The sequence below is a fragment of the Paraburkholderia sp. JHI869 genome (assembly GCF_038900775.1).
Classification (GTDB): Bacteria; Pseudomonadota; Gammaproteobacteria; order Burkholderiales; family Burkholderiaceae; genus Paraburkholderia.
Genome location: NZ_JAYMSC010000085.1, coordinates 1 through 1,545 on the forward strand (window position 1 = coordinate 1; position 1,545 = coordinate 1,545).

1 protein-coding gene is annotated in these 1,545 nt (G+C 58.8%); it reads right to left on the reverse strand.

Annotated elements, in window-relative coordinates:
- Positions 1–287: 287 nt before the first annotated feature.
- Positions 288–1,418 carry an IS110 family transposase gene (locus VSR72_RS43935; protein WP_342958412.1) on the reverse strand — a complete coding sequence of 377 codons (1,131 nt, stop codon included), beginning with the start codon at positions 1,416–1,418 and terminating at the stop codon, positions 288–290.
- Between the last annotated feature and the right edge of the window lie 127 nt (positions 1,419–1,545).

Below are 1,545 nucleotides of genomic sequence, written 5' to 3' on the forward strand. Positions count from 1 at the left end.
TGATATGACTCCCGGTGTCAATCGGAATCGGTTTTCAAGATCTAGTCCATGGTTAGAGTAAATTTCCTGAGGGCGGCGTAGCAGTAAATCTCGACGGTGGATCAAGCTGATATTCGCGGGTTGGTTACCGCATTACTGAGGTCCGTCTCATGAGCCTGCCGCTTCCTTACTACGCAAGTCGACTGATGTCGTTGCCAAACGCGGTCGCGGGTTACTCGAATACCGGGCTGCGCCGCCTTCAGGAAACTTCCGATGCTGGTTGGCTTTTCGTCAGCTACGTCCTCCGTTTATGCGGCTTGTTCGCTGCACGGTGCGGCCAGAGTCATCCCCAGTCGACCGACGTCCCAGATGAAGGCAGCCAGTTCGCGCGCGACAGCGATGATGGCGACGTGTGCGGTCTTCCCTCTGGCGACGAGCTTACGATATCGCCTGCACAGCCTCAGCTGCGCGTCCCAGGCACGATCGATTATCGGTTTGGGTAGACCTTCATGCCGGCGCTGGATATCGATGCTCACGCGTGCCGGATGTCGATAGCTCCAAGCGGATTCAACCAGCAGCTTACGTGCATAGCTGTTGCCGGTCTTGGTAATGCTACCTAGGCGTCGTTTCCCACCCGAGGAATGCTCCGAAGGCGTCACGCCAATCCATGCCATCAGTTGCCGTGGATGTTCGAAACGCGTGAGGTCACCCAGTTCGGACACCAGGCCGATTGCCGACGTGAAGTTGATGCCGCGCATCGCTTGCAAAGCAAGTACGACTGGATAGAACCGCCAATTGATGACGGCTTCACGCAAAGCCAGTTCCAGCCGCTCGCATTGCGCGAGCCGATCCTCAATCGAGCGCCGATGTTCGTTGAACGCCAGTTGCTGCCAGGCGCTGTCAAACGAGAACGTACTTAACCAGCGCCTGTGTGTCGGCCCCCAGTTGGGACGGCCGAGATAGTGGACGCCGTGGGCCAGCAGAAAGGATTTGAGCCTGCAGCGTGCTGCCTTCAGGTCTTCTCTGGCAGCCGACCAGGCGCGGGCCAGGTCGCGAAACGCTTCATCTTCAACCGTCGGCACATGCACGGCTGACAGGTCGCCGGCGCGCAGCGAGCGCACCAGCTTGATCGCGTCACGGCGGTCCGTCTTGACGCGATCACCTGGCTTGCGCGGAATAAGCGACGGAGCGCACACCATACAGTCAAAGCCTTTATCGACCAGCCGCCGGTACAGTCCGTATCCGCACGGACCCGCTTCGTAGACGAAACAGATCTGCCGCGCCTTTAGTTGTAACTTCTTGCACAGCCGATCAACGTCAATTTGCATGGTGCCGATCTTGCCGAACAGTTCCACTTCGCCCATCTCGATCGCGTACGCAACCGTGATCGAATCTTTATGAACGTCCAGTCCCACGTACAACGTGCTATCGTTTTCCACGCTGGCCTCCGTGTCGGAAATCGCCGGGTGCGGCCCTGTCCGCACCGTGCGGCTCTGGCAGACATGCTAACCCGCGTTTGATGCCGCGCGGCAGGCCAGCCTCTACCTCACGGGAGTCATACTGACT